This window comes from Kribbella sp. NPDC056345 (assembly GCF_042262745.1).
GTDB lineage: Bacteria > Actinomycetota > Actinomycetes > Propionibacteriales > Kribbellaceae > Kribbella.
Map to the genome: position 1 here is coordinate 729,782 of NZ_JBHJQQ010000002.1, position 22,364 is coordinate 752,145.

A 22,364-nucleotide genomic window follows, 5' to 3' on the forward strand; every position below is an offset into this window, starting at 1 on the left:
GGGCAGGTAGATTCTGCGCGTGGCGATGGAGTCGGGGTCGTTGCTCACCACGGTGGGCCGCGCGGGGGTCTTGTTCGGTAAGGCGTGGCCGAGGTTGCTGGCGGTGTTTCTCATCGCCCAGCTCGCCCATCGCGGGCTGCAGTGGGTGGCTGTCCAGGCCGGTGCTGCCGCGGAGGCGGCCGGTCTCGCCGTCCTGGCGCTGATCGTCGTGGTCTCGCTGGCCATGTACGTCGCGATGTTCCTCGTCCTGCGCGGTGAGCTGCCGTTCCACCGGCGAGCTGTTGCCGAGGGCATGCTGGCTCCCGACGGTGTCGAGCCGGGGAAGGAGAGCCGCCCGGTCGATGCGCTGGCCGCGGCGTTGCTGCCGTTCCTGGCGTTCTACGCGGCGTACAAGTTCTTGCAGGCCGAGGCGCTTGACTACGAGTACCAACTGGCCGTTCACAAGGTGAACGAGACCGCAGCCACGGTGCTCGGCGGCGGGACCGTCCCTGAGCCGTCGCAGGGTCTGCAGTCGCTGTCGACCTGGCTGTTCATCGGCCTCGGTGCCGTGGCGTACCTGCTCCGCTTCGGGTTCAAGAAGTGGAAGCGGGAGGACGAGGGCCCGGTCCGCAAGCTGTTCGTCACGTATCTCGAGGCGCTCTGGATCTTCGTGGTCATCTACCAGGCGTCGTCGTACGTCCCGTCACCGAAGCAGTGGCTGCAGGAGCGCCAGATCTGGCAGTGGATACACGACGGCTACGTCTGGCTCCTCGACCATGTGCTGGGCGTCAATCAGTTCCGCGAGATCTGGGACACCGTCACCGGCTTCATCGCCGCCGGCGTCGGTGACCTCTGGAGTGCTGCTGTGCTCCCGCTGATGTGGATCACCATGACCGCGGTGATCTACGGCCGGGCCGTGCACAAGGCGCAGCAGCAGCCGCGCTGGCGCTTCGACCGGCTGACGAACCGCTGGCAGCAGACGCCGCGCTTCGTGCAGGCGGCCGGCAACACCGTCGTCGCGGACTGGAAGGATCGCTGGACGCCGGTGGCGGACGCGTTCCGGCTGGTGCTCCGCTCCGGCCTGCGCCCGATGCTGGGCTACTTCCTCGCCTGGGCGGTCGTCACCTTCCTCGCCAGCGGGGTGTGGATCGCGCTGAAGCTGTGGGTGCTCGGCCCGCACACGCTGCAGTTCTGGCTGGTGATCGACGAGCCGCTCAACCTGCTCACCGACGGGCTGAAGATCATGCTCCAGGTGGCGCTCCTCGCGGCCGCCTACGACCGGATGATCGGCGGCCTGGCCGGCTACCTGAACCGCGGCACGCGCCCCGTCGTCGAGCAGGACGACAGCGAGCAGGGCGGCGTCGCCGACCTGACCGCCGCTACCTCGGGAATGCCAGATACTCAGGGAGTTTCGTAGCCCACGTGATCGTCGGCTGCACACTGGCCGCGACAGACTTCGGTACGACGAAGACCGCCACGATCTCGTAGGGCTTGCCGGCGACCGGCTTCACGAAGTGCTGAGCGTTCGGACCGCGAAAGCTCTGCGGCTTGTCGTCGTACCCGCCGGTGCAGCTGTTCGGCCGGTCCTGGTAGTCGTCGGCGAGGATGTCCTCGTCCCAGATCCGCCCGTCCGGAGCGCGCAGGTGCGGTCGGCAACCGCCGAGCCCCGGCTCGTCGAGTGTCTTGACGTCGTCGACCTGAAGCCGGAAGTACACGCGGATCCGGGCGGTTTCCGCCGGCAGCGGATCCTCAGCCCCGGCCCGCTTGGGCTCCGGGTTCTCCTCGACACTGGCGGCGTACCAAGTGGCTCCCTGGTACGGCGTTCCGCCATCGGCCACGACTACCGCGTCGCGCGGCTCGGCGTCGTACCAGGTCTTGTAGTCCGATCGCGTCGTCCACCACCCGGCGAGCGGGACGGTGACGACCAGCGAGGTCAGGGCGGCGACGTTCTTGCTGAACCAGCCGCTGCGACGCCGGGCCCGGCGTGCCCCGGTCACAACGCGCTCACGCGGGTGAAGGTGACGACCGGGCTGACCTCGGGGGCCTTCACGTCGAGCGGCACGTTCACCTGGGGCTCGAGGTCGTTCATGATCGACTTCTCCATCACCTGCAAGGTTGCTCCAGGCAACTTGTCGGCCGGCATCTCGACCACGAACGAGCCACGCGCCGGGATCCCGGGCGCGAACTGGAAGCTGGTCAGGTCGACCCGGTCCAGGCCGCTGCGGTTGGCGCCGAGGTAGCTGATCCCGTCGGCGCTGCGGATCCGCACCCAGTTCAGATGGATCGGCTCCAGCGTGGCGGTGACGGTCGCGTCCACGACGACGAAGCTGGTCTGGGTCTTGCGGTCCGGCGAGCTGCTCGGGATCTTCAACGTCTTGCCGACCCGCACCGCATCGACGGTCAGCTTGAAGCGGCCCGCATCGGCCGCGCGGCCGACGGCGCCGTTCACCGGGGTCGGGTCCTGGATGTCCTTCTGGGTCGGCGTCAGCCGGTAGAGACCGATGATCGCGACCAGGACGACCAGCGTCAGAGCGCCGTTCAGGAGCTTGCGGCCGGTCACTTCGTGTTGTCCTTCACCTTGATCGTGCCCGCGCCGGCCAGCTCGTCGGGCAGCCACTTCTCGTGGTGGTCCAGCAGCGATTCGTCGTAGTGCTTGTAACCCTGCACGCTGACCTTGACCTCGGTCGGCAGGTCGGAGAGCTTCGGCAGCTTCCAGACGAAGGCCACCTGCTGCTCGACGTCCGGCGTGAGCACCGGGTTCATCGTCTCGTCGTCGATGGTGGTGGTCCCCATCGGTGCCTCGGTGTCCTTGATGCCCGGGACGCCGATCAGCCGGAACAGGTCCGACGGCGGCTTGGTCCCGAGGTCGTCGGTGACCTTGACCTTGGCCACGATCGCGATCAGGGCGCCACCGGGCTCGGGCTGGAACAGCGGCTTCAGGTGCTTGACTGTGACGACCCGGTCGACGGTCACCGCGAACTGACCGGCGTCCACCGCCTTCCCCGCGGTTAGCGGCGGCGTCTCCGCGGCAGCCTTGTCCAGGCCGCCGAACGCGGCCGAAACCGCCAGTACGACGGCGCTCGCGCCGATCACCCAGGTCTTGACCGATCGCCCGCGGACCTTCAGGTTCGCCAGCTCCGGAAGCTCTTCAGGCTCCTGCTCTTCCGCCGGCCCTTGCTGCGGCCTCCCCGTTTGCACGGGAAAAGGGTAACGAGCGGCAGGGGCAACACGGTGTAATAGGTGGGTGGAGGAGACGGGGCTGATCGTGCGACCGGGGCTGGTGGTGCCCGAGGGGGAGCTGAGCTGGCGCTTCTCCCGGTCCAGCGGGCCGGGCGGGCAGTCGGTGAACACCACCGACAGCCGGGTCGAGCTGAGCTTCGACCTGGCCGGTACGACGGCTCTGTCCGGCGTACTGAAGACTCGCGCGCTGGAGCGGCTGGAGTCCCGCCTGGTGGACGGTGTGCTGACGATCGCGGCCTCGGAGTACAAGTCGCAGTGGCGGAACCGGGAGGCGGCGCGGACCCGGCTGGTGGCGTTGCTGCGGGAGGCGATCGCACCGCCGCCCCGGCCGCGACGGGCGACCAAGCCCAGCAAGGGCGCGGTCCGGCGCCGGCTCGACGACAAGAAGCGCCGCGGCCAGACCAAGCGCCTGCGCTCCCGCCCCGACGACTGAGTGTCCAAGGCGTGAAACGACAGGTGGAGGCCAAAAACCACCGACGTACTCTGGTTTGTTGTGAGCCTAGGACTGTGGGTACTGGCAGGCGCGCTCGTCGCCGGAGTGCTGCTCAGTGTGCTCAAAACCTGGATCGACGGCCGGTTCCGGCAGAAGGTGAGTGACGTGGAGCGGGTGTCGGCGGCCGACGTAGGTGTCGAGCTGGGCGAGCGGGCCACGTTGCTGCAGTTCTCCTCCGCCTTCTGCGCGCCCTGCCGGGTGACGCGGCGGACGCTGGCCGAGGTCGAGGGCATGGTCGACGGTGTCCGGCACGTCGAGCTGGATGCGGAGTCGCACCTGGACCTGGTCCGGAAGCTCGACATCCTGCGGACGCCGACCACGCTGGTGCTCGACAGCACCGGAGCGGTCGTCAAACGCGCCAGCGGTGCCCCGCGCAAGCCGGATGTGATCGCCGCTCTGGCCACCGCGATCGACCACCAGCCGAGCTGACGGGATGGCGCTCGACCCCGCCTGACCGGCATGCTGTGCCAGTGGACTTCCCAGCCGGTTGGTACGACGACCCTCAGCACCCGACACAGCAGCGCTACTGGGACGGGACTGCGTGGACGGACGAGCGCCGTCCGCGCGAGCAGCCCTCGCCGTACCAGGGCCAGTACGGGCAGCCCGCGCAGAGCCCGCAGCAGTACGGCGGCCAGACCGCACAGCACGGTCAGGTGTACGGCGGCGCTCAGCCGCAGCAGCCTGCGCAGAACCGGCCGGTCTACGGCCAGCCAGGCCCCGTGCAGCCGCAGCCGGCCCAGTACGGTCAGCCGGCCCAGTACGGCCAGCCGACGCAGCAGCAGGGCTATCCGGCGTACCCGCAGCAGCAGCCGGGCTACGGCTACCCAGGCCAGAACCGCTTCACGACTCCGGACGGCCAGCCGCTGTCCGGTTGGTGGCGCCGGGTCCTGGCCCGTGTGATCGACTCGATCCTGATCTTCTTCGTCAGCCTGCCGCTGACCGGCTACTTCTGGGTGCGGTACCTCGACGTCTACACGGACAACGTCGAGCGGCAGATGCGGAGCACGACGCCGCCGACCTTCTCGGAGATGCTCAACTCGTCGATGGCCGCGGTGGCCTGGACGATTCCGGCGGCCATCCTGACCGGGCTGGTGATGTTCGGCTACGAGTACCTGATGCTGACCAAGAAGGGCGCCACGATCGGCAAGTCGGCCGCCGGTATCGCCGTACGGCTGCGTGATGTGCCCGGCCCGGCTCCGAAGCCGGCGATCGCGAGGCGGGCCGGGGTCGGCCTCGCGCTGACCGTGCTCGGCACCGTCCCGGTTCTCGGTTCGCTGCTCGGCATCCTGGTCCTGCTGAACTACCTGTGGCCGCTCTGGGACGACAAGAAGCAGGCACTCTGGGACAAGGTCGCCGGCACGAACGTCGTCCGCACCTAGGGCGTCCACACTGTGATCAGTTGTCTCGGTTAATGGGACAACTGCGAACCATCCGGTCCACGTTCCGTACTCTCGGAGCGTGGAGTACACGACCTTGCTGACCAAGCGCCGCGCAGTGGACAACTGCCGCATGCGCTCGTCGCTGTGTCGTGGCCGCTGACCAGGCGGCGTCCCGAGCGCTGTGGAACTGATCGCTGAGCGCGGTTCCACGTACGTCGTCTCCCGCGGGTACGGGCGGGTCCGGCTCGAACCACTCCTCCTCCAGGAGTCGTCATGTCCGAACAGACGGCCAATCACACTCCTCCCCAGGTCGACCCGCGGGGGCTCCGGTTCGCAGCCGGTGTGACCGCGGTTCTGCTGGCGTTGACACTGATCCTCGGTAACCCGTGGATCCTGGCGGTCCAGACACTGGTGTTCGCGATCGGGACCGCCTTCGGCGTCCAGGCATCGCCGTACGGCCAGTTCTTCAAGCGGGTGGTGCGCCCCCGCCTGGGTCCGCCGAAGGAGCTGGAGGACGCGGCCCCGCCGCGGTTCGCCCAGCTGGTCGGGCTGATCTTCGCGATCGTCGGCCTGATCGGCTACCTGAGCGGCGCGATCGTGCTCGGAGTGGTCGCCACCGGATTCGCCCTCGTCGCCGCGTTCGTGAACGCGGCCGTGGGGCTCTGCCTCGGCTGCGAGGCCTTTCTGCTGATCCAACGCATTCGTACGCCAAGCACCGCTACCAATTAAGAGAGGCAGCACACATGAGCAGGGAAACTGCGCTCGTCTCGGCCGACTGGGTCGAAGAGCACAAGAACGACGCGAACGTGGTCCTGATCGAGGTCGACGAGGACGTCTCGGCGTACGACGCCGGCCACATCGCCGGTGCGATCAAGCTGGACTGGAAGGACGACCTGCAGGACCCGGTCCGCCGGGACTTCGTCAACCAGCAGCAGTTCCAGGAGCTGCTGTCCGGTCGCGGCGTCAAGAACGACGACACCGTGGTGCTGTACGGCGGTAACAACAACTGGTTCGCCGCTTACGCGTTCTGGTACTTCAAGCTCTACGGTCACGCCGACGTCCGCCTGCTCGACGGTGGCCGCAAGCGCTGGGAGCTGGACAGCCGCGAGCTGACCGACGAGGCCGTCAAGCGCGAGGCCACCGAGTACGTCGCCAAGGAGCCGGACCTCACCATCCGCGCCTTCCGCGACGAGGTCAAGGACGCTATCGGCGTGAAGAACCTGGTGGACGTCCGTAGCCCCGACGAGTACGCCGGTCGGCTGCTCGCACCGGCCCACCTTCCGCAGGAGCAGGCGCAGCGTGCGGGTCACATCCCGACCGCCGCCAGCATCCCGTGGAGCAAGGCGGCCAACGACGACGGCACCTTCCGCTCCGACGACGAGCTGAAGACCCTGTACGCCGACGCCGGGGTCGACTTCGGCAAGGACACCATCGCGTACTGCCGGATCGGCGAGCGCTCGGCGCACACCTGGTTCGTGCTGCACGAGCTGCTCGGTCAGGAGAACGTGAAGAACTACGACGGTTCGTGGACCGAGTGGGGTTCGCTGGTCGGCGTACCGGTTGCCCTCGGCGACGAGCCCGGGGAGGCCTGACATGTGCGGAGCCAAGAAGGGCGGCCTTGATCTCAAGGGCGTCGACGTGGACAAGGAAGCCGTCATCCAGGGCCAGGTGCTGCGCGGCGACGAGCCGGTCGGTGGCGCGTACGTGCGGTTGCTGGACGCAACGGGTGAGTTCACCGCCGAGGTACCGACCTCGGCGACCGGACACTTCCGCTTCTTCGCCAAGCCGGGCGAGTGGACGCTGCGCACGCTGGCGCCGAAGGCCGACCCGGTCGACCGCCAGGTAGTGGCCCAGTACGGCGCGGTCGCGGAAGTGGCCGTTACCGTCTGACCTTTCGCTCGTTACAGATGGTGCCGCCGTCACGGGACGGCAGCCCACCCTGAGGCAGTTCCCGAGGGGCCCGGACCTTGCGCGTCCGGGCCCTTCGGTATGCCCGGAACCTGTTGTCCGCAACGGGTTCCGCGGTCATTCGTCCGGGGTTATGGGTAGCCGGTCCGGATCTCGGTGATTGAACTGCAAGGTAACGGTTTGGTCTCGGAGCGCATCAGGCTCGTTACCTACCGCAACCACCTGAGTTGTGCTCTGTGTCCTGGCCCGCGCTACGGGTCATGTCATCACTCAGGGAGGAGGGGTCATGGGACCCCGCATCGGATACAAGAAGCTCGCCGCCGTCGGTGTAGCGGCGGTCGTCGGCGTTGCTTCTACGATCGCGCTGACTTCGGGCTCGGCGTCCGCGTCGCCGGTCTTCGGCTACAGCGGCTACGGCATCGGCGTTGAGGCCACGGGAGGTGTCGTCAACAGCGGCCCGCAGACCGTGAGCACCATCAGCTGCACCACGAACTCGTCGGCCCGGATGTCGAACGACGTCGCCGCGGCGAACGTCAACAACCAGGCCATCGCGCGCACCGTGCGGACCGACACCCAGGCGTTCAACAACAAGAACGGCAACGGCGTCACCAGCAATGCATCTGCTGTCGACATCAAGATCGGCAACCTGCTGCACCTGACCGGTGTGAAGACCACCACCACGGCGGTGTACAAGAACGGCAAGCTGTCCTACACCGGCAACACGACGTACGCCGGCGTGAAGATCGGCGCTGTCTCGGTGCCGTCGCTGCTCAAGCCGAAGTGGAACACCAAGGTCGCCGTTCCGGGCCTCGGTTACATCGTGCTGAACCGCGTCGGTGGCGTGAAGAGCGAGAGCGGTATCTACTCGTACGCGCAGGCCGTCGTGGTCCACGCGAACGTGAAGAACAAGTACATCCCGGAGGGTGTCGACGTCGCGATCCTGAAGACGCGTGCGGAGATCGCCAAGCCGGCCGTCGGTGTCGTCATCGGTGACGCCTACGTGACCAAGGCGAACGTCGACAAGCTGGTCGTTTCCGGCCCGACGTCGTACCAGGCCACCTGCAAGGGCACCGAGGGCAAGACGATCCGCGCCTCGGTGGGCGAGGTCGTCATTCCGAAGGTCGCCTACGTCGGTGCTGCTTACACCACGAAGAACGGCTACCAGAACGCCGACAAGGCCGCCGTCAACTTCACCTCGCACGTCGCGGGGGTGAAGGTCGGCAACCTGTCGATCGGTGCCATCAACTCCTCGGCCTCGGCGTGGAAGAACAAGAGCGGCGACTACGGCGTCAAGTCGTCGTCGAGCATCGCCTCGATCACGGTCAACGGTAAGACCTACCCGGTCAAGACCGGCGTGAACTCCACGCTGGACATCCCCGGCATCGCCAAGCTGACCTTCAACCAGGTCGTCAAGCAGCAGCGGTACATCGCGGTGAACGCGCTCGTGATCGACGTCTACAGCCTGAACACCAAGGTTGTCGTCGGCCACTCCGCCGCGGGCGTCATCGGCTGATCGAGCCACCTGTCTGAGTCGAACCTCACCGTCTCAGAATCTTGAGAACCGCCTCGGGTCCTTCGGGATCCGGGGCGGTTTCTCTATGCCAGTAAGCGGGCAGCGAGCTCGGCGTTGCGCTGGGCAAACAACTGCCAGCCGGCCGGAGTCGCCGCTACCCGCTCCCGCGCTGTCCGTTCAGTCATCGCGTGCTGTGTCCACGTCCGCACCCGCCCGTCGCGCAGGCCGAAGCTGACCATGACCCCATCGGCCCAGCCGTGCACATCGGCGTCGTCGGCTGCCAGCAGCGACACCTTCTGCTCCGCCACGATCCACTCGAACGCCGCCAGTTCGTCCTGCAGTTTCCCCGCGAACTCGAACCGCAGGGCACCCGCGGCCTGATCGCGCCGCCGCGTCAGTTCGTCCCGTACGGCGGCCACCGCGCTCGGCTCGCGGTCGAGTACGGCGTACGCGGCCTGCGTCAGCATCTCGCGATCGTCGGGGCCGACGCCGAAGAGTTTGGCGAACTCCCGGACGGATCCGGTCGCCTCGGTCGTGTACTGCAACGGGATCACCCGCTGGATGGCCGAGATCGCCTGCCGCACGCGGAGCCCACCGAGATACGGCCCGAAATGCTTCCTGGTGAGTTCCAGTTCGTGGGTGAATCGCGGGCCGTCGGGATCGAAGCGGATGTAGCCGACGACCTCGGCGCCACCCTCGGTGCGGTTCCAGCGGGGCTTGGTGTGCTCGAGCAGGTTGCGCTCGAGCCAGGCGGCCTCGTGTTCGGAGTCGCACTCCACGCCCTCGACACGGGCGATCCGATTCACCATCCGCGCCAGCCGCGGGCGGTCGCCGAGATGCGTCCAGTACGACAGCACGCGGCGGCGCAGGTTGACCGCCCGGCCGATGTACAGGATGCGGCCGTTGTCGTCGCGGAACCGGTAGACACCGGGGGCCTGCGGCAGCCGGCGCGCGACCAGACGGGCCTGGTCCATGTCAGGCGTCGAGAATCAGGGTGACCGGGCCGTCGTTGACCAGGCTCACATCCATGTGGGCGCCGAACCTGCCGCGCTCCACCTTGGCGCCCAACTCCTCCAGGGCTGCGCAGAAGGCGTCGTACAGAGGTTCGGAGACGGGACCGGGGGCGGCGGCGTTCCAGGACGGGCGGCGGCCCTTGCGGGTGTCGGCGTACAGGGTGAACTGGCTGATCGCGAGGATCGGCGCCTGCTCGTCCGAGGCCGAGCGCTCATCGTGCAGGATGCGAAGCGTCCAGATTTTGGCGGCGAGTGCCTTCGCCGTCGCGGCCGTGTCGTCGTGGGTCACCCCGAGCAGGACCAGCAAGCCCGGCCCCTCGATCGCCCCAACCACCGCCCCTTCGACCGTGACCGATGCCTGACTGACCCGCTGTACGACTGCTCTCATAAAGACAATCCTGCCGTGCCGGAAGATATCCTGCGAGTCCGGCGTGCAACCGGTGATCTTCTCGCCACGGGTCAGGATCTGGCAGTATTTGTTTCATGGCCTCGACTCTGATCACTGTTGCCCCCACCGGCGCCGAGACCGCGAAGGCGGACTGCCCGGCGTTGCCCACCACCCTCGACGAGCTGGTCGAGACGGCGAAGCGGTGCGAGGCGGCCGGGGCCGCGATGATCCACCTGCACATCCGCGACGGTGAGCACCGTCCGACGCTCGACCTCGGCCGGCTGACCGAGGCGGTGGGCGCAGTACGGGCGAACACGGGCCTGATCGTGCAGCTCTCCAGTGGCGGCGCGGTCACCGATCCGTACGACCACCGGCTGCGGGTGCTGGACGCCGAGCCGGACTCCTGCTCGCTCACGATGGGCACGGTCAATTTCGGCGACGACGTCTTCATGAACCCGTGGCCGTTCGTGACCGAGCTCTACCAGCTCAGCCAGGAGCGCGAGATCGTCCCGGAGTTCGAGCTGTTCGACCTCGGTCATGTCGCGGCGCTGCACCGGCTGCTGGACAAGTTCGGCCTCCCGTACGGCGGCCGCGTGCACTGCGACCTGGTGATGGGGGTCCCCGGCGGCATGCCCGGTACGGCGGACGCCCTGGTGGCCGCGGTCAACGCGCTGCCGCCCGCGGTGACGTCCTGGTCCGCGACCGGCATCGGCCGTACGTCGATCACCGTCGCGCTGGCAGCGTTGTCGAAGGGCGGCCATCTCCGGGTCGGCATGGAGGACACCCTGACGCTGGCGAAGGGGCTGCCGGTGAACCACAACGCCGAGCTGGTCGAGCGTGCCGCCGCGCTGGCGACGATGGCTCAGCGGCCGCCGATGTCACCGGACGAGGCGCGCGTTCTCCTCAACGTCAAGCGTGATCGCTGAACCAGGAAGACCACCAGCCCGACCGCGATGATTGTTGCTTCGAGCAATAACCAGTCGCGGAGGTAGTTGCGCGGCAGGACCGTCGGGTTCGCGCCCTTGCCCTGGCGGAGCAGCAGCGGAATCGCGATCAGGGTCGTGATCCCGATGTACAGCAAAGTGGTGCGGACGGCGCCGACCGTGCGGTGATGGTCGGGGCCGATCGACCAGCGGGTGACGAGCCAGCCGACGGCGACCGTGGTCGGGACGAGGACGAGGTCGTCGGCGATCACTGCCCCACCCAGCCAGAGTGGTAGGCGGATCAACGCCTGTGGTTCCAAGGACTGGAGCATCAGCCAGACTCCCCAGAGACCGAAGCCGACTCCGAGGGTGGCCAGGGCGGCGCGCGTCTTCATGCGATGACCTCCAGCTTGTGCACCCATTTGGTCTGCAGGACACCGGGGCGGTTGGGCGCGATGATCCGGGCCGGGAAGCCGTGGTCGAGAGCCAGCTCCCCGCCGTTCAGCCGGAGCGCGAGCAGGGTCAGCGGATCGGCGGCGTACTCGGGTGGAAGCTCTGTCGTTGCGTAGAAACCGCCCTTCTCCATCGAGACGACGCGCACGCGCGAGGACGCTGGTGCTCCACAGAGGTGGAGAAGATCGCGGATCCGGATGCCTTCCCACTGGGCGCCTTGGCTCCAGCCTTCGACGCAGGCAATCGGTAGGTCGGAGCGACTCTGCGGGAGCTGCTGTAGCTCGGTGAGTGAGTAGGAAAGTTGCTGTGGGCCACTGATGGTGAAGCGCCAGTCGGCGGCGATTCCGGAGACGCCCGCGTCGTGGGCCGTGCGGTTGACGGGCAGTCCTTGCGGGCCGACGTTCGGCTTGCGAGGCGCGAGGACGGCGACCGGACCGAAGACCGGGACGGACTGACCGATGCTGCTGATACCGACGAGTGAGGCGGCACCGGCGACGGTGCGGAACAGACCGCGGCGGGTCAGCCCGGTCGTTGCTGGCGGCAAGGACTCGGGTACGGCTTCCGTCGTACGGCGCCAATGGGTACGGATCAGCGGGAGTTTGACGGCGATGTGGACGAGGAGTGCGCCGACGATGATCCAGGCCAGGGCGTAATGCGTTTGCTTGAAGGGGAAGGGCCACGGATACCACTGCAGGGTGTTGAGGTAGCCGATGAAGAGTTCCAGAGCCAGTGCGGAGACCAGAACCAGGATCGATACCTTCTCCAGGATGCCCTTGAGGTTGAAGAGCTTGGGGTAGACGGTCCAGAGTTTTGCCAGCAGCAACGGTACGGCGATCGTGCCGCTCAGCACGTGCAGCCCTTGGGTCACCCGGTAGAGCGAGGCCGGTCGGGTGGGAATGTGCAGCCAGGCGGGCGTTTCCTGGACGAGATGGCTGAACAGGCCGGTCAGGAAGCAGATCACCACCGCCGCGGCCAGCCAGCGCCCGATCACCGTCGCGACCCGGGGATGATGCAGCGGTGAGCGGAACGACTTCTCCGTCGGAGGGGCCGGAAGCTTCATGACTCAACTACACCGCAGATCGCCGGTGCCGAACGGGCGTGCGCGGTTACTGCTCGCGAACGGGATCCGTTGCCGCTTTCGGCACGTCTATCCAGGGGTGCCCGGCCTGCCGAAGGCATAGGCTGGGCCGGATCAGCGGAGAGGAGTGTGCAGCAGGTGAAGACGCAGCAGCGGTCGTTCGAGGACGACGAGCGGGCGATGGCGGACCTGGCCGAAGTGTCCGACTGGACCTCGGTCTGGGGGCCGCCCGGGGCCGGCCCGGAGGCGATCCGGGAGCGCGTCCTGCGGATCACTGCTGCCACCGGCTGGCGGCCCTGGGCGCCGGGGAACATCGACCCCGAGCGCTTCACCTGGGGCCTGGTCACCCCGCGCGAGACGGTGATGCTGTTGCTGCCCGACGCCGTGCTGCCGGAGAGCCCGCGCAGCGGGTGGTCGGCGTACGAGATCGGTCCCGGTGAGCTCGCCGCGGCCGAGGAGGGCCTCGACGAGCACTGGCCGGACGAGATCGAGCGCGGCCGCCGGCACTGGGGTCCCCCGGTGTACGTCGGTCCTGGGTCGGATCCGCGGGTTCCCCCGGAGTGGCGGGACCGGCGGCGGCACCTGGCCGTCTGGCTGCGCCCGGGCGCCGAGTTCCACCTTTATGCCACGCAGCCGACTGTGGACACCCCACAGGCCGGGTTCGGGTACTCCGTCTATGCGAGCGAGGTCGCCTGATGGCTGATGAAGCCGAAGAGATGCTGGAGATCCTGTTCAAGCAGATCAGGAAGCTGGTCCGCGGCCTGGACAGGTACCGGCAGCAGCTCGAGCGGAATCGGCAGGCCCAGATGCCGCGGCCGCTGATCGAGGAGATCCGGAACATCCGGACCCACAACCCGGATATCGACCGGGCGATGAACGACCGGCCGCCGGCCGATCAGTACGCGCGGCTCGAGCAGCAGCTGCAGGTGCTCCGTGAGCGCGAGGCCGATCTGCAACGCCAGCTCGACGACCGGCAGCGGGAGCTCGAGGCGAACCAGGACCTGAACCAGGACGGCAACCCGGACAATTCGGTCGACGATCGTGACGAGCTCGACGAGGTCACCGACGACGTCGACGAGCGGGACGAGCAGGAGCAGCAGGACGAGCGCGAACGCGAGGAGCAGGAGCAGCGCGAGCGCGAGGAAGAGGAGCGCCGGCGCGAGGAGGAGGAGAAGCGCAAGCGCGAGGAAGAGGAGCGCAAGCGCCAGGAGGAGGAGAAGCGCGAGACCGGTACGCCGAATCCCCAGCTGCCGATCGGTGCTGCCGCGGCTGCGCCCGCGCTTGACGACGACTTCGACCAGACCGCTGAGCAGATGCAGGCCGACTACGAGGCTGATCGCGAGCAGTCGCGGGAGTCGATGGAGGCGCAGCGCCAGGAGATCGCGGAGCAGCAGCGCGAGCAGATGGAGAACTGGGACGGTCTCGGCAACCGCGAGGTGATGGAGCAGATGCGCACCGAGGCGGAGCAGCGCGGTGAGCTGCCGCCGCGCGAGGTGGATGAGACTCGCAACCAGCAGGACCAGGCGCAGGAAGCTCCGGAGCAGGAGCAGACGGAGACTCGCCAGGAGCAGGTTCAGCAGCAGGAGCGGGTCGAGCAGGAGCAGCGCGACGAGGCTCAGCAGGAGCAGCCTGACCAGGCCCAGGATCCGCAGGAGCAGACTCAGGAGCAGGTCCGCGAGCAGCAGGAGCGCGAACCGCAGGCTCAGGAGGATCGCGAGCAGCAGGCCGAGTCCGTTGAGTCCGTTGAGCAGGAGGGCCTGGACGGCGAGGGGCCGGAGAGCCGCCGCGAGCAGGAGACCGAGCGGCAGCAGGAGGAGGACCGCGAGCAGGCTGACGTCGGCACGGGGGAGGGCTTCGCGACCGGCGGTGACCATCAGGTGGCGAACGAGGCCGCCGAGCAGGCGGAGCAGCCGGACGGTCGCGTGCAGGCAGTCGACCAGGTGCTGGAGCAGGAGCGGCTCGACCGGGAGAACCAGCGGGGCGCCAACCCCCAGGACGGCTCGAACCGCCCCGGCATGTCACCGGACGAGATCCGCCAGGCCCAGGAGCAGTACAGCGCCGGTACGCCGAACCCGAGCGGTGCAGTCAGCAGCCCTCCGAACGGGGAGGCGCTGGACGGCGCCCGCGGCGGCCAGACGGCAGGCCAGGTGCACGCGAAGACCACCCAGCGCGGCAGCCGTGAACAAAGCAGCCACGAGCTGAAGAAGGGCTAGTAGACGATCGCCTGGGCGTTGTCGGCCAGGATCTCCTCGGTGAACGCGGGCGCGCCGGCGATCCGCGTACCGGGGAGCAGGTCGGCCTCGGTCAGGTCGCGGCGCTTCACGCACTGGGTGCAGGCCGTGAGCTGACCGCCTTCCAAGACAGCCGCGAGCAGATCCGCGAGTGGAGCGGCGTACGGGAGTTCGAAGGTCTCGGCTCGCCCGGGGACGGCGAACCAGACGGCGTCACCGGTCAGCCAGAGCGACACCTCGGCGCCGGCGGCGACCGCGGCCGCCGCGACCGTGAAGGCCTGGTTGGCGCGCTCGGCCTCGTCGGCGCCTGCGGTCAGTTTGATCACCAGCGTGCGGGACATCACGCCACGGTAGCCGAAGGCCCGCGAACCATCCTCTAGACTCGTCACCGTGCTCCACGTCATCTTCACCACGCTGCTGGTCCTGGTCACGATCTTCATGGGCTGGTTCTCGGCATACGTCGTCTATCGGCTGTTCCGCGGCCGGCAGGCGAGCTGAGCGACCCCGATGGCGTTCGAGATCCCGCAGAACCTGCACCCCGACCTGATGCCGCTGGCCTGGCTGCTCGGTCGCTGGGAGGGCCGCGGGCACGGTGACTACCCGACCATCGAGAAGTTCGAGTTCGGGCAGCAGATCGACTTCAGCCACAACGGCAAGCCGTTCCTGCACTACGTCAGCCAGACCTTCGTGGTCGGCGCGGACGGTAAGCGGGAGCGTCCGCTGGCCCTCGAGACCGGGTTCTGGCGGCCGAAGCCGGACAACAAGCTCGAGGTGATCCTCGCGCACCCGACCGGCTTCGCCGAGATCTGGTACGGCGAGATCGAGGGCGCCAAGGTGGAGATGCGGACCGACGTAGTCGCCCGGACCCAGACCGCCAAGGAAGTCACCGCCGGCCACCGCCTCTACGGCCTCGTCAAAGGCGAGCTGATGTGGGCCTACGACATGGCCGCCGAGGGCCAGCCCCTCCAGCCCCACCTCTGGGCAACCCTCGTCCGCTCCTAACTCTCCGCCACCCAGCTGTACTCCACCTTCGGACGGCCACTGCGCCCGTCGTACCGCTGGGTCCGCAGTGCCTGACCTTGGTCGGCGAGGTGCTCCAAGTAGCGGCGTGCGGTGATGCGGGACGTGCCTAGCGAGGTGGCAATCTCCTCGGCGGTCCAGCCCTCGCGGTTGCCGAGGAGCTGGACCACGCGGTCGAGTACCGACCCGGCGAGACCCTTCGGGACCGAGGACGTGGTTCTTGCCGGGTGCAACAAACGGTCGACCTCGTCCTGATCGGCGACCACCTGGCCGGATTCGGCGGCGCGGCGCTGGCGGGCGTAGGCCGTGAGCCGGTCGCGCAAAGTCTCGTAGGCAAAGGGTTTCAGCACGTATTGCACGACCCCGATCCGCGCCGCCGCCTGGACCGCCGCGACCTCCCGGGCCGACGTCACCGCGACCACGTCAGTTTGGTTGCCTTGGGCCCGCATCCGGCGAACCACGTCCAGCCCGTGACCGTCCGGCAGGTTCATGTCCAGCAGCACGAGATCCACGCCCGGCCGGGTGAGCACCTGCAGCGCGCGAGCCGCCGTACTGGCGATACCGATACACGTGAAGCCGGGCAGGCGATCGACGTACGTGCGATGTGCCTCGGCCGCGACCGGGTCGTCCTCGACCACGAGGACCCGCAGGTCAGGCACTGGCGCTCACCGCCCGCGGCAGCCGGACCCGCACGGTCAGAGCCGGTACGTCGGCCAGCTCCGAATCCGGATCGACCATCAGCGTGCCCTGCCAGCGGTCGACCGTACTGCGGACGAGGACGAGCCCGAGGCCATGACCGGGCTCGGCCTTCGTGCTCCAGCCGCGCTCGAACATGTGCGCCAGCTCTGTCGCAGCCAGCTCGGCGCCGGTGTTGGTGACAATCAGGTCGATCGCGTCGGGCGTCGTACCGGCTCGGAGCTCGACGCGGCGGGGTGCCGGTCCGCCGCGGGCGGCCTCGATCGCGTTGTCGAGGAGGTTGCCGACGACCGTGACGACGTCCTGGGCCGGGAGCCGGGTGTTCAAGGGCTCGTTGCCGAGCTCGAGCGTGAGCGTGACACCGCGCTCCTGGGCCTGCGCCAGCTTGGCGAGCAGCAGCGACGCCAGCACCGGGTCGCCGACCGTGCCGACCACTCGATCCGTCATCGCCTGGGCGAACTGCAACTCGGACACTGCGAACTCCCTGGCCCGCTCGGGCTTGCCGATCTCGATCAGGCTGACGACCGTGTGCAGCCGGTTCGACGCTTCGTGGTTCTGTGCCTGCAGCGATTCGGCCAGGCTGCGGACCGCGTCCAGCTCACCCAGCAGTCGCTGCAGCTCGGTGTGGTCCCGCAGGGTGACGATCCGGCCGGCCCGGGAGGGTTGCTGGTTGACGACCAGGACGCCGGCCGCGCCGAGGTGGAGTTCGTCGTACGCCGTCCGGCCGTCGCGGAGCAGTTCGGCCAGCGGCGTACCGAGGTGGAGCTCCTCGATCGGCGTACCGGGTGGGACCTCGTGCAGGCCGAGGAGCTGCAGAGCCTCGTCGTTCGCGAGCTGAACCCGGCCGTCGGCGTCCAGCAGGATCAGGCCCTCGCGAGCCGCGTGCAGGACGCCCTCGTAGAAGTCGAGCATCCGGGCCAGCGACTGGGTGCCGATCCCGCGGGTGGCGCGGCGGACCCGCCACGCGACCAGGGCGTTGCCGGCGATCGCGACACCGAGCATCAGGCTGGCGATACCGAGCATCGGGCGCACATCGAGGCGGATGAGCTCCCACAATCCGGCCGGGGTCGTCCCGGTCGCGGCCGCGTCCCGGTCGGACTGGGCGCGGGAGCGGGCCACCAGCGAGATCCAGACCATCACGATCAGTACCAGGACCGTGACCGTCTGCAGCCAGAGAACCTGGCGACGGAGTTCCCACGGCCGGTGCTTCACAACCGACAGTCTGCACCGAGAACGATATGAACGAAACGCGCACTTCTCCTGTGCGTCACGTCACAGTTACTCAAGCCCTCCCAGCCCTTTGGTTGTCAGTACTGCCCGCCGGCCGATACAGGAGTCCCGCATGGCCACGACCGAACCCCGACCGACCCCGGTCCGGAACGATCGAACCCACTTCCTCTACATCGCCGTCATCGTCGCCGCTCTGCTCGGTATCGGTGTCGGCCTGCTGTTCCCGAGCTTCGCGGTCGAGCTGAAGCCGCTCGGCACCGGATTCGTGAACCTGATCAAGATGCTGATCAGCCCGATCATCTTCTGCACCCTGGTGATCGGGATCGGCTCGGTCCGCCAGGCGGCCTCCGTCGGCAAGGTCGGTGGCCTTGCGCTCGTCTACTTCCTGGTGATGTCGACGGTTGCCCTCGCCATCGGTCTGCTGGTCGGCAACCTCGTCCAGCCCGGCTCCGGCCTGAACCTGACCGACAAGCTCCGCGAGGCCGGCCAGAAGCAGGCCTCCGGTGCGCACGAGACGACGACCGACTTCATCCTCGGGATCATCCCGAAGTCGCTGCTCTCCTCGCTGACCGAAGGTGAGGTCCTGCAGACTGTCCTGGTCGCGCTGCTGGTCGGCTTCGCGCTGCAGGCGATGGGTTCGAAGGGCGAGCCGATCCTGGTCGGCATCGGTCACATCCAGCGGCTGGTCTTCAAGATCCTGTCGATGATCATGTGGACCGCCCCGATCGGTGCCTTCGGCGCACTCGCCGCGGTCGTCGGCGCGGCCGGCTCGACCGCGCTGGTCAGCCTGCTGAAGATCATGCTCGCCTTCTACATCACCTGTGCGCTCTTCGTCTTCCTTGTCCTGGGCACCATTCTCAAGGTCGTCACCGGGATCTCGATCTTCCAGCTACTGAAGTACCTGGGCCGTGAGTTCCTGCTGATCGTGTCGAGCTCGTCGTCGGAGACCGCGTTGCCGCGACTGATCGGGAAGATGGAACACCTCGGTGTCGGTAAGCCGGTCGTCGGTATCACCGTCCCGACCGGATACTCGTTCAACCTGGACGGCACCGCGATCTACCTGACGATGGCGTCCCTGTTCATCGCCGAGGCGATGGACACCCCGTTCTCGCTCGGTCAGCAGGTCTCGCTGCTGGTCTTCATGATCGTCGCCTCCAAGGGCGCCGCCGGTGTCACCGGCGCCGGCCTGGCCACCCTGGCCGGTGGCCTGCAGTCGCACCGCCCCGAACTCGTCGACGGTGTCGGCCTGATCGTCGGTATCGACCGCTTCATGTCCGAGGCCCGCGCCCTCACCAACTTCGCGGGCAACGCGGTCGCCACTGTCCTGGTCGGCCACTGGGTCGGCGACTTCGACAAAGCCCAGGCCCGCCAGGTCTTCGCCGGCGAAGACCCCTTCGACGAAGCCGCCTTCGCCGCCGGCGACACCCACGCCGGCGACGTCCCCCAACCCACCGCCCCCGGCACCGCCGCCGCCCACTAACCCCCTCCCCACCCCCCAACTGCCCGCCGGAGCCACAGCCCGGCGGGCAGTCCCCTGCCCACCCCCGCTCCCGCCGTACCCGCACCGCCTACCTCCCCGCGCGCCCCACACCACCCCGCCTGGCGCCCACCAGCGACGCCAGCCGCCGTCGCCACACGAGCGGATATCAGTCCGTGTTGCCCGTTCTGAGCCCTGACAAAGCCCGGAGAACGAGCAACCCGCGGGGTTATCCGTCCGTGTTGCCCGTTCTGGGGGGATGAAGCCCGGAGAACGAGCAACGCGCGGGGTTATCCGTCCGTGTTGCCTGTTCTGGGGGCTTGTGAAGGCTGGAGAACGGGCGATACGGACTGATATCCGTTCGTGTGGTTGGGGGTGGGGCCGGGCGGTTAGTTGTCGGCTAGGAGTTCGATGACGGGTGCGAGGTCCTCCAGGTAGGCGGCGTTGACGGTGATGTAGGTGGCGCCGATGGTTTCGCGGCGGCGGAGGAGTTCGTCGGCCATCTGGCGTGGGGTGCCGCGGAGGAGCATCAGGGAGTCCATGGCTTCGAGGGTTTCGGGCTCGATGCCAGCGGCCTGTTTGGTCCATGGGGGGAGGGGACGGGTGCCGGCGGCGAAGAGGTTCATCGCGAGTTCGATGTCGTCGGCCCGGGAGCCGGCCAGGTCGCGGAGGTGCTTCGCGAGGGCTGCGACGTCTTCGCGTGGGGTGGTGGCGTCCTTGGCGAGGGAGACGATGTCGGCTCGTTCCGCGGCCAGCGCGAGGGCTTTGGGGCCGCCGGCGGCGAGCATGACCGGCGTACGGCGTTCTCCGTCGAGCTTGCGGAGTAGATCGAGTGTCTCGACGACCTGCTCACGGCGTTCGCGAGCGTTGCCCCAGGGCAGGCCGACCTCGGCCGTCTGCTGCTCGGCATCCGGCCGACCGGTCCCGATCCCGAAGTCGAACCGGCCATCGGTGAGCAGGGTCAGCGTGTGCGCTTCCCAGGCGGCCTGCCGCGGCGTCCGCAACGGGACCGCCGCCACGAAGGTCCCGACGCGGATGCCGGCGACCGCGGCCGCCATCGCCAAGGACGGGAACGGTGCCGGAAGGTGCAGCACGTCCGGCATCAGCACGGTCGAGTAGCCGAGCTCCGCGGCCCGCCGTACGGTCGTCATCCATTCCGCCCCGGTCGTCGGACTCCCCACAACGCCGAACCGGAATCGCCTGTCGCTCATCGTCTGTCTCCGTTCAACTGGTGTGCCAACAGCGTGTCCGTGAGCCCCTGCGGTCCACATCCCACGGTGGGAGGCGATCGCCGTACGCCGGGCGACGTACTCTGGTGACATGTCACGGACCCGCAGCCCCCTGCTCGACCGGCCCGCGGCCGTCGAGGCCGATGGACTCGACGCCGGAGTCGCGGCGCACTACGGCTCGGATCTGCGGGAACAACGCGCCCTGGTCGCCGGGGAGGCGTTCGTCGACCTGTCGCACCGTGACGTGGTCACGATCAAGGGGCCGGACCGCCTGACCTGGCTGCACGCGCTCACCACCCAGTACTTCGAAGGCTTCAAGCCCGGTACGTCGACCACCGCGCTCCTGCTGTCACCGACCGGTCACGTCGAGCACGCGATGTACGGCGTGGACGACGGCGAAACGTTCTGGCTGCACACCGAGCCCGGTGCGGCGGCCGCGATGGTCGAGTGGCTGCAGAAGATGGTCTTCATGTCCCGCGTCGAGATCACCGACGTCACGGACGACTACGCGATCGTCTGGCGCCCGGGCCCGGCCGCCGGCGAGCACCTGACGCGCTCCGGCGCGGACTCGCTCGGCGGTCACGAGGTCTTCCTCCCGCGCGCCGAGCTCGCCACCCTGGAGGGCCCCGCGGCCGGTATCTGGGCGTACGAGGCACTCCGGATCGAGGCCGGTCACCCGCGCTTCGGCCTGGACACCGACGAGCGCGCGATTCCGAACGAGTTGGGCTGGCTGGGCGTCGGTGTTCACCTGGACAAGGGCTGCTACCGCGGCCAGGAGACGGTCGCCCGCGTCCACAACCTCGGCCGCCCGCCGCGCCGCCTGGTCCGGCTGCTGCTGGACGGTTCGGTCGACCACCTGCCCACGCACGGGTACGCCGTTCGTTCGGGTGAGAAGCAGGTCGGGTTCATCGGTTCCGCGGCCCGGCATCACGAGCTCGGCCCGATCGCGCTCGCACTGGTCAAGCGGAACGTCGACCCGGAGGCCCTCCTCGAGGTGGTCGCCGAGGATCAGCCGACGGTGACCGCGACCCAGGAGCTCCTGGTCGACCCCGAGGTCGGCCTGCACGTCCGCTCCCGGCTGTGAGCCGGATCATTCGCAAGACCGCTTTTTGCTCCTGACATTCAGGCCGTACAGTTCGTGCCGTGAGCGAACCTGTGATCCTGGCCGATGTCGTCCGCAGCGGCTTCGTCGAAGGCCACCACCGTGGCTCCGTCGTCGTCACCGACCCCGACGGCAGCGTCTCCTGGTCGGTCGGCAGCACCGACCAGCCGATGTTCCCCCGCTCCTCCAACAAACCCATGCAAGCTGTAGGCATGCTCCGCCACGGCCTCCCGCTGGACGGGAAGTTGTTGTCCCTCGCGGGAGCGTCGCATTCGGGCGAGGCGTTCCACGTGGAGGGCGTCCGCGAGATTCTCGCGCTCGCGAACCTCGACGAGTCCGCGCTGCAGACGCCACCGGCGTACCCGATCGAGGACGCGGTGCGCGACGCGTGGGTCCGGGGCGGCCACGGCCAGGAATCGGTCGTGATGAACTGCTCGGGCAAGCACGCTGCGATGCTGCTGACCTGCGTGACGAACGGCTGGCCGATCGACACCTACCGCTCGCCGGACCACCCGCTGCAGCAGGCCATCCGCGCCGCGGTCGAGGACATCGCGGGGGAGAAGGTCTCGTACGTCGCCGTCGACGGCTGTGGTGCGCCGATCCTCGCGATCAGCCTGGCCGGTCTGGCCCGGTCGTTCGGTCTGTTCGCCGCCGCGGCACCCGGCACGCTCGAGGCGAAGGTGAAGGACGCCTTCCGGGCGTACCCCGAGTACGCCAGCGGGAGTACGCGTGACGAGGCGGCCCTGATGCGCGCCGTACCCGGCCTCTTCTGCAAGGTGGGTGCCGAGGCCGTGTACGCCGTGGGGCTCGAGGACGGTCGCGGGATCGCGCTCAAGATCGAGGACGGTACGCCGCGCGCCCGGGCAGTGGTGATGGCCGCCGTACTGCGCAAGCTCGGGGTCGAGCACGAGGTGATCGACCAGCAGTCCCAGTTCCCGCTCCTGGGTGGCGGTGTGGAGGTCGGCTCCGTTCGGCCGCATGGTCCGACCTTCGGGTAGGTGAGTGAGGTCAC

Annotated in this window: 26 protein-coding genes; 15 read left to right on the forward strand and 11 right to left on the reverse strand. The window is 68.4% G+C overall.

What is annotated here, in order from left to right; genetic code table 11:
* The first annotated feature begins 25 nt into the window (after window positions 1-25).
* On the forward strand, window positions 26-1,396 hold the full coding sequence (locus tag ACFCV3_RS09170; protein ID WP_376028721.1) for a hypothetical protein: 1,371 nt from the start codon (window positions 26-28) through the stop codon (window positions 1,394-1,396).
* Here the strand turns inward: ACFCV3_RS09170 and ACFCV3_RS09175 are convergent.
* The 3 genes from ACFCV3_RS09175 to ACFCV3_RS09185 are packed head-to-tail and all read right to left on the reverse strand — an operon-like array spanning window position 1,359 to window position 3,177.
* Complete coding sequence (locus ACFCV3_RS09175) at window positions 1,359-1,976, reverse strand: hypothetical protein (RefSeq protein WP_376027884.1); 618 nt, start codon at window positions 1,974-1,976, stop codon at window positions 1,359-1,361. The genes ACFCV3_RS09170 and ACFCV3_RS09175 overlap by 38 nt on opposite strands.
* The gene (locus tag ACFCV3_RS09180) at window positions 1,973-2,539 is read right to left on the reverse strand and encodes a hypothetical protein (protein WP_376027887.1); all 567 of its coding nucleotides are present in this window, start codon (window positions 2,537-2,539) and stop codon (window positions 1,973-1,975) included. Before ACFCV3_RS09180 ends, ACFCV3_RS09175 begins: the two co-directional genes overlap by 4 nt.
* Entirely contained in the window at window positions 2,536-3,177 is a 642-nt protein-coding gene (locus ACFCV3_RS09185; protein WP_376027888.1) for a hypothetical protein, read from the reverse strand. Before ACFCV3_RS09185 ends, ACFCV3_RS09180 begins: the two co-directional genes overlap by 4 nt.
* A gap of 46 nt (window positions 3,178-3,223) precedes the next feature.
* Here ACFCV3_RS09185 and arfB point away from each other — a divergent pair, with 46 nt between their 5' ends.
* The 7 genes from arfB to ACFCV3_RS09220 all read left to right on the forward strand — a co-directional run bounded on the left by arfB (window position 3,224) and on the right by ACFCV3_RS09220 (window position 8,512).
* Window positions 3,224-3,652: an alternative ribosome rescue aminoacyl-tRNA hydrolase ArfB gene (arfB, locus tag ACFCV3_RS09190; RefSeq protein WP_376027890.1), complete on the forward strand. Its 429-nt coding sequence runs from the start codon at window positions 3,224-3,226 to the stop codon at window positions 3,650-3,652.
* Window positions 3,653-3,712: 60 nt separating this feature from the next.
* Entirely contained in the window at window positions 3,713-4,141 is a 429-nt protein-coding gene (locus tag ACFCV3_RS09195) for a TlpA family protein disulfide reductase (protein WP_376027892.1), read from the forward strand.
* Window positions 4,142-4,182: 41 nt separating this feature from the next.
* A complete protein-coding gene (locus tag ACFCV3_RS09200) occupies window positions 4,183-5,091 on the forward strand; it encodes an RDD family protein (protein WP_376027894.1) in 909 nt (302 codons plus the stop codon).
* A 273-nt stretch (window positions 5,092-5,364) separates the two neighbouring features.
* Window positions 5,365-5,820 (forward strand): DUF4395 domain-containing protein, encoded by a 456-nt coding sequence (locus ACFCV3_RS09205; protein WP_376027897.1) that lies wholly within the window; start codon window positions 5,365-5,367, stop codon window positions 5,818-5,820.
* Between the two features lie 14 nt (window positions 5,821-5,834).
* Complete coding sequence (locus tag ACFCV3_RS09210; RefSeq protein WP_376027899.1) at window positions 5,835-6,683, forward strand: sulfurtransferase; 849 nt, start codon at window positions 5,835-5,837, stop codon at window positions 6,681-6,683.
* A 1-nt stretch (window position 6,684) separates the two neighbouring features.
* Complete coding sequence (locus ACFCV3_RS09215; protein WP_132410608.1) at window positions 6,685-6,981, forward strand: DUF1416 domain-containing protein; 297 nt, start codon at window positions 6,685-6,687, stop codon at window positions 6,979-6,981.
* Between the two features lie 304 nt (window positions 6,982-7,285).
* Window positions 7,286-8,512 carry a choice-of-anchor P family protein gene (locus ACFCV3_RS09220; protein ID WP_376027904.1) on the forward strand — a complete coding sequence of 409 codons (1,227 nt, stop codon included), beginning with the start codon at window positions 7,286-7,288 and terminating at the stop codon, window positions 8,510-8,512.
* 83 nt (window positions 8,513-8,595) lie between these two features.
* On the opposite strand, the gene ACFCV3_RS09225 is transcribed toward ACFCV3_RS09220, so the two are convergent.
* Window positions 8,596-9,486, reverse strand: coding sequence for a GIY-YIG nuclease family protein (locus tag ACFCV3_RS09225; RefSeq protein WP_376027906.1), 891 nt, complete (start codon window positions 9,484-9,486; stop codon window positions 8,596-8,598).
* Between the two features lies 1 nt (window position 9,487).
* Window positions 9,488-9,913: a D-aminoacyl-tRNA deacylase gene (gene dtd, locus ACFCV3_RS09230; RefSeq protein ID WP_376027909.1), complete on the reverse strand. Its 426-nt coding sequence runs from the start codon at window positions 9,911-9,913 to the stop codon at window positions 9,488-9,490.
* 95 nt (window positions 9,914-10,008) lie between these two features.
* On the opposite strand from dtd, the gene ACFCV3_RS09235 reads away from it, so the two are divergent.
* Window positions 10,009-10,839, forward strand: coding sequence for a 3-keto-5-aminohexanoate cleavage protein (locus ACFCV3_RS09235; RefSeq protein ID WP_376027912.1), 831 nt, complete (start codon window positions 10,009-10,011; stop codon window positions 10,837-10,839).
* On the opposite strand, the gene ACFCV3_RS09240 is transcribed toward ACFCV3_RS09235, so the two are convergent.
* Window positions 10,776-11,231, reverse strand: a complete 456-nt coding sequence (locus ACFCV3_RS09240) for a hypothetical protein (RefSeq protein WP_376027915.1) — start codon at window positions 11,229-11,231, stop codon at window positions 10,776-10,778. The two genes, ACFCV3_RS09235 and ACFCV3_RS09240, sit on opposite strands and share 64 nt — an antisense overlap.
* A complete protein-coding gene (locus ACFCV3_RS09245; RefSeq protein WP_376027917.1) occupies window positions 11,228-12,349 on the reverse strand; it encodes a molybdopterin-dependent oxidoreductase in 1,122 nt (373 codons plus the stop codon). Before ACFCV3_RS09245 ends, ACFCV3_RS09240 begins: the two co-directional genes overlap by 4 nt.
* Before the next feature lie 156 nt (window positions 12,350-12,505).
* On the opposite strand from ACFCV3_RS09245, the gene ACFCV3_RS09250 reads away from it, so the two are divergent.
* Both ACFCV3_RS09250 and ACFCV3_RS09255 read left to right on the forward strand, forming a co-directional pair.
* The gene (locus tag ACFCV3_RS09250) at window positions 12,506-13,063 is read left to right on the forward strand and encodes a hypothetical protein (RefSeq protein WP_376027919.1); all 558 of its coding nucleotides are present in this window, start codon (window positions 12,506-12,508) and stop codon (window positions 13,061-13,063) included.
* A complete protein-coding gene (locus ACFCV3_RS09255) occupies window positions 13,063-14,580 on the forward strand; it encodes a hypothetical protein (protein WP_376027921.1) in 1,518 nt (505 codons plus the stop codon). Before ACFCV3_RS09250 ends, ACFCV3_RS09255 begins: the two co-directional genes overlap by 1 nt.
* Here the strand turns inward: ACFCV3_RS09255 and ACFCV3_RS09260 are convergent.
* A complete protein-coding gene (locus ACFCV3_RS09260) occupies window positions 14,577-14,987 on the reverse strand; it encodes a DsrE family protein (RefSeq protein ID WP_376027923.1) in 411 nt (136 codons plus the stop codon). The genes ACFCV3_RS09255 and ACFCV3_RS09260 overlap by 4 nt on opposite strands.
* Before the next feature lie 118 nt (window positions 14,988-15,105).
* On the opposite strand from ACFCV3_RS09260, the gene ACFCV3_RS09265 reads away from it, so the two are divergent.
* Entirely contained in the window at window positions 15,106-15,600 is a 495-nt protein-coding gene (locus ACFCV3_RS09265; RefSeq protein WP_376027925.1) for an FABP family protein, read from the forward strand.
* Here ACFCV3_RS09265 and ACFCV3_RS09270 read toward each other — a convergent pair.
* Window positions 15,597-16,277, reverse strand: a complete 681-nt coding sequence (locus tag ACFCV3_RS09270) for a response regulator (protein WP_376027928.1) — start codon at window positions 16,275-16,277, stop codon at window positions 15,597-15,599. The genes ACFCV3_RS09265 and ACFCV3_RS09270 overlap by 4 nt on opposite strands.
* Entirely contained in the window at window positions 16,270-17,526 is a 1,257-nt protein-coding gene (locus ACFCV3_RS09275) for a sensor histidine kinase (protein WP_376027930.1), read from the reverse strand. Before ACFCV3_RS09275 ends, ACFCV3_RS09270 begins: the two co-directional genes overlap by 8 nt.
* A gap of 130 nt (window positions 17,527-17,656) precedes the next feature.
* On the opposite strand from ACFCV3_RS09275, the gene ACFCV3_RS09280 reads away from it, so the two are divergent.
* The gene (locus tag ACFCV3_RS09280) at window positions 17,657-19,024 is read left to right on the forward strand and encodes a cation:dicarboxylate symporter family transporter (RefSeq protein WP_376027933.1); all 1,368 of its coding nucleotides are present in this window, start codon (window positions 17,657-17,659) and stop codon (window positions 19,022-19,024) included.
* Between the two features lie 386 nt (window positions 19,025-19,410).
* On the opposite strand, the gene ACFCV3_RS09285 is transcribed toward ACFCV3_RS09280, so the two are convergent.
* Window positions 19,411-20,232, reverse strand: coding sequence for an LLM class flavin-dependent oxidoreductase (locus tag ACFCV3_RS09285; protein ID WP_376027934.1), 822 nt, complete (start codon window positions 20,230-20,232; stop codon window positions 19,411-19,413).
* Between the two features lie 109 nt (window positions 20,233-20,341).
* On the opposite strand from ACFCV3_RS09285, the gene ACFCV3_RS09290 reads away from it, so the two are divergent.
* Window positions 20,342-21,334, forward strand: a complete 993-nt coding sequence (locus ACFCV3_RS09290) for a YgfZ/GcvT domain-containing protein (protein ID WP_376027937.1) — start codon at window positions 20,342-20,344, stop codon at window positions 21,332-21,334.
* A gap of 59 nt (window positions 21,335-21,393) precedes the next feature.
* Window positions 21,394-22,350 carry an asparaginase gene (locus ACFCV3_RS09295; protein WP_376027938.1) on the forward strand — a complete coding sequence of 319 codons (957 nt, stop codon included), beginning with the start codon at window positions 21,394-21,396 and terminating at the stop codon, window positions 22,348-22,350.
* Window positions 22,351-22,364 lie beyond the last annotated feature (14 nt).